The following is a 4,736-nucleotide window of genomic DNA, read 5'->3' on the forward strand; positions in this document are numbered from 1 at the left end:
TGCAGTACTGTCTTTACTTTCTGTACTTGCAGTACTGTCTTTACTTTCTGTACTTGCAGTACTGTCTTTACTTTCTGTACTTGCAGTACTGTCTTTACTTTCTGTAGTAGATGTTTGATCACCTACGGTAGTACTATTAGAACTTATTTCAGAAGTTACAGGTGTTTCCGATGCAGCAAATACTTCGTGGTTATTTAACATGTTGAAAGTAAATGCTCCACCTACTAAAGCTGATGTTTTCAACGCATTTTTTTTGAATTTTGATTTTTGAGAATTCAATTCTTCACCAATAGACACTTTTTGACCTGCAAAAGGTAAACCCATCACTCTCATTAGTTGTATTTCTCTAATTCCAGCTTTAACCCAATTCTTTCCAGATTTGTATAGTCGCACTCTCGCTTTTTCTTCTGCAAAACTCTCATTTAATTTTTGGTTTTTATTCGACATATTTTCCTCCATTACTTGAAATTTACTTGCAGTATAATGATTTATTATCTGAATTTTTTGTTTTTAATACTTGTATGATTTTAACATCAAAAACATGGTAGTACAATTAAATTTACACAAGCTATTTATAAAGTTAACAAAATTGCATTTACATTTTATTTTATTATTTATAAAATATTTTCTCTAATATTTTATGTTTCTATATGAGTTTTATGTATTCAAAATTAAATATATAAAACATCTAAAAACAAAATTATTATACCTAAGATTGCATAAAAAGTTATCCCTGTTCGTATGTAAGATATAAAATCTATAGTACAAATAAGAAAAATCAAACGTCACCATCATATACGTTCGATTTTTCTTATTATATGAAAGTTAACAAGATTTACAACATTTGTGTTGTCAGTAATTTATCTACTAACCATTTTTATGATCTAGCTAACGAAAATGATTAAAAACAGGATGAATGTAGGGATATGCTAACTATGTTAATGTCTAATAAAACCATTAGCCTATGAAAACAGGCAGGTCAACTCGCAGTTTTAGAATTAATTAAGGGGTAAAGTTGTAGTAAACGGAATGAATAACGAATTATTCATTAAGAAAGATCAATTGAGGGTATAATAAAAAATTCTTCAAAAAAGATGGTAAATACACCAACTCAATAAGACTTGCTCATGGAAAGTGTAAGTTGTGAGTATTGATTACCGATAAATAATTCATTGGCGTTACTGAGATAATAATTACTGTTTACACTTTATTATCCAGGAATAAAGACTTCAGATTCGCTATCTTTTGGATAATAGTAGCCGTTTGGTATTGCCTGTAATTCTATTAACGTATTAAATGATGCTTTGATATAAACACTTTTACTACCTTTAGAATCTTCATATGTTGAATTGTCATGAGTTTCAGATAAAAGCTTAGCCCCATCATGTTTTAATTTTTCTAACACGTCTTCGATATGATCCACTATGAATGAGTGTAACTTTACTTACTATATGACAATATTTTTACCTAATTAATGAGAAAAAAAGAGTCCGGGACATAAAGTTCCTGGATAAGTAAATAAAGACAATTTCTATTGAAATAATATAGAAATTGTCTTTATTATAATGTGTTTGATTATTTTCAGCTCGTTGAGTTGTTACTTTTCTTATATTAAGTGCCATTAGCACAAATCCTAGTTCTCTTTTGACTTTATTTATCCCTCAAACAGATATTCGAGTGAAACCAAAAATAGCCTTCATAAATCTAAAAACAGGATCCATATCAATCTTTCTTTGACTGTAGATGTTTTTGGTTCTGAAAACTTTTTATTAATTTGGGCTTTAAAATATTCCCAATTATAATTCTTCATTATTTTTTTATTTGTTTTTGAATTGAAGTTCATACATTGGTGTTTCAGCGGATATTCTGAACAATCATCACATTCATATAATTTAAAGTCTCGTTTAAAACCATACTTATCATGGCGATATGCATATCTTTTGAATCCTATTCTTTTATTGTTCGGACAAATGAATTCATTGTTAATTTCGTCATAATCCCAATTTTGAGTATTAAAGATGTCACTTTTATATTTTTTAGTTTTATCTTTTATAAACATTCCATAAGTTATGAGTGGCGTTCGATTAAAATTATCTATAACTGCCATATAATTTGATTCGCTACCATAACCTGCGTCACCTAAAATATATTCAGGTAAATGACCGTAGGTCTCTTGAATTGAATTTAAAAATGGTATCATCATTCTTGTATCAGTGGGATTTTGATACACATTATAAGATAAAACAAATTGTTAATTTGTCGCTATTTGTAAATTATACCCTGGCTTGAGTTGTCCGTTTTTCATATAATCTTCTTTCGTTCTCATAAATGTGGCATCATGGTCCGTTTTAGAATAACTATTTCTATTTTTTAAAATAGATTTTTGGACTTCGTATCTATGCTTTCACTCAGAGTAATCATTAATTTGTTTTTTGTATTTTTTAATTTAGTTCTTTTAAGCCGTATTTGTTTTCTTATTTTAGTACATTTTTCATTATCAATATGTTGGTTTAAATCTTCGATCTCTTTATCTAAATGACTACCAATCAAATCTATTTCTTCTTTTGCTAAGTCATTATCGTGATCTGTTTTAATCTCAGGTATGATATTATTTGTCATCAATTCATGATAGAGTGCTTTAGAATCTTCATTCATTCTTGTCTCATGGTTTTAAGTACTATTTTTTCATACAAATGTATATCGATTGGCATTCGCCTCAACTTTCGTACCATCAATAAAAATGGCCTGATCATCTATAAGATTTTGTTTCAAACACTGACTATGAAATTGAATAAATAATGATTCTAATAAAGCATCTACTTTTGGATTTATTCTAAATCGATTAATCATTTTATAAGAAGCCTTTTGATTTTGTGATAGCTACATCATTCGGATGCTGTCATTAAGTAATTTTTCTATCTTACGTCCTGAAAACACAGATTGTGTGTAGGCATATAGAATTACTTTTAACATCATTTTTGGATGGTATGATGTTGCACCACGATGATGTCTGAATTCATCGAATGCGGTCTTATGGATTGTTTCAACAAATGACATTTACATGTATTGAAATGTCATTTGTTGGGATAAGAACTGAAGTTTCCATTGGTAGAGTAAGTTGAGTCATGTTATAATCTTTATAAATAAGGCACCTCGTTAATTTAGTTTAGTGAAGTTTATTAAATTATACGAAAGCGCCTTATTTTTTTAAGTATTTCAATGTAAAATTACATATAAACACAAAGTATATTGGCGAGACTCTTGAGGGAACAGGACAAGCTGAAGCTATCCCCTAATAAAGCGAGCCAACAATATGAAGTATTGTAAATAAAGAAGCCAGTAAATGAATTTATAAAAACTCATTTACTGGCTATTTTGCTAGGAATTATGTTTCAGACTCATCTAGAAATAGATTTTTTTATTTTGTACTGTTTTTCTTGCTTGCTCTGTAAAATGAAATTCTTCTAATCCATTCACTAATGAATTATAGTAATAGCCTAACAGTGCTTGGACTGATTCTTGTTTCTTTTTCATTTCTCGATTGACAGTTATTAAAATATCAATGATTTTTTTCGATAAAAAGGGGTTTTCTTCGAACATAAAGAATAAAACATCATCACGTCTATTAGCTGCTTCTTTTTTAGCTTGCATAATTTTATTTATAATACTTATGCTATCAGCTAATATATACCTACTTTTAATGAATTCTTGTAAATCTTTAGGTAAGGGTTTTAATAAATGAGCTTGTTCATCATTTAGTAAATAATTATTTTCATGGTTTGAATGAAGTGAATGGTTATTTATTTTAGGCATACTATTTATATTATTACCACTCATTCCATTCGAACCATTATTGTTACTATTAGTATTATTGTTATTAGTATTATTGTTATTAGTATTATTAATGTTCTGACTTTCTGTATACGCACTTTCCGTATTCGAATTAGCCGTATACGGATTTTCAGGAAACGGCTTTTCTACAGCACTTTGCTCTTTATTTTCCAAAGAACTTTCTAGCTTTTGACAGTCTAAATTTTTGTAAGTTAATACAATTGATTGTTCATTTTCTATTGCAAAAATTTGAGCGTCTTTTATACCTTCATTAATATCTTCTTTATTGTCACTAAAAATATATTCAAGCTTTAAGAATTGATTATTAGAATTTTGTTTAAATTCTAATCTAGCAATGTAACCAGCTTTAATTAATTTTTTTAGTGCAGAATAATGAGCATCACGACCGTTCTTAGATCGTTTAATAATTTCAGACATATGAAGATTCCAATTATCTGAATTAGATAAGAAAATAGATAATAATGCTTTGGATTCTAATGTAAGTTGTTCATCATTTAATAAATCATTTGATATTTGTGTAAATTTTGATTTTCGAACGTTTCTATAAGATGTTGTTGACATAGTAAATAACCTCTTTCCATATTTTAATTTGGTTAGAGGTAATAAAACGTTTACAATAAAATTATTAAATATGTGTAGTTGCAACACATATTGTTTACGGTTATAATTACAATATATGTATATTAAAACGTTTGGGTGCGTTTTATTACCTTTAAAAACATTCAGTTGATGCCAACAACTGAATGTTTTTTTGTATATTTATAAGAATAACAAACTAGTAGAGTATAAACAATAAATACTGTAACAAAAAAACAAAAACAAATCACATGTAACATGTAACATGTGATTTGTTTTTGTTAATCTATTAAAAGTAATTCATATTA

Annotated in this window: 3 protein-coding genes and 1 pseudogene; all 4 read right to left on the reverse strand. The window is 27.9% G+C overall.

The features are described from left to right. The coding region (locus AC3WQX_RS11765; RefSeq protein ID WP_492740297.1) for a KxYKxGKxW signal peptide domain-containing protein at positions 1-447 on the reverse strand (447 nt) is incomplete at its 3' end. A 763-nt stretch (positions 448-1,210) separates the two neighbouring features. Beyond that, entirely contained in the window at positions 1,211-1,405 is a 195-nt protein-coding gene (locus AC3WQX_RS11770) for a VOC family protein (RefSeq protein ID WP_002497246.1), read from the reverse strand. Positions 1,406-1,463: 58 nt separating this feature from the next. Then, positions 1,464-3,145 (reverse strand): annotated as a pseudogene (locus tag AC3WQX_RS11775) (IS1182 family transposase). A gap of 257 nt (positions 3,146-3,402) precedes the next feature. Continuing rightward, on the reverse strand, positions 3,403-4,413 hold the full coding sequence (locus AC3WQX_RS11780; protein ID WP_002497247.1) for a hypothetical protein: 1,011 nt from the start codon (positions 4,411-4,413) through the stop codon (positions 3,403-3,405). Between the last annotated feature and the right edge of the window lie 323 nt (positions 4,414-4,736).

It is taken from the genome of Staphylococcus sp. FW104-15G4D (assembly GCF_058790135.1).

Bases quoted from the DNA above. Each gene is read 5' to 3' on its own strand.
- AC3WQX_RS11780 (WP_002497247.1), bottom strand. From the start codon at position 4,413: ATGTCAACAACATCTTATAGAAACGTTCGAAAATCAAAATTTACACAA.